The organism is Chryseobacterium sp. SIMBA_028, assembly GCF_046535285.1.
GTDB lineage: Bacteria > Bacteroidota > Bacteroidia > Flavobacteriales > Weeksellaceae > Chryseobacterium.
This window is the reverse complement of record NZ_JAWRWZ010000291.1, coordinates 1-271: the sequence shown is the minus strand read 5'-3', so window position 1 is coordinate 271 and position 271 is coordinate 1. Positions and strand designations below refer to the sequence as shown.

General features: G+C 56.5%; 1 protein-coding gene. It reads right to left on the bottom strand.

The features are described from left to right. The coding region (locus tag SCA31_RS23510) for a ParB/RepB/Spo0J family partition protein (RefSeq protein WP_410699429.1) at positions 1 to 271 on the bottom strand (271 nt) is incomplete at both ends.

Sequence of the window (271 nt, the reverse complement as noted above, 5' to 3'; positions counted from 1 at the left end):
ACATCATCTTCGAAAGTGCGGCCTTGTCTACTCCAAGAGATGCCATGATCACATCGCGACCGAAACCGCGTTCCTCCAGGCGTGCAGCAAACAGTGCGCGTTCGATGAATGACAAGTTGGTGCGAGCGCTGTTTTCCTGGCCCTGGCTGACCACTAGCTGTTCGTCTGTCAGTTCGCGAATGACGGCGCGGACCTTGATGCCTAGCTTTCGCGTTGCCGCCAGACGACGATGACCATAGGCGACCTGGTATCTTGATTTTGCCTCGGGGTG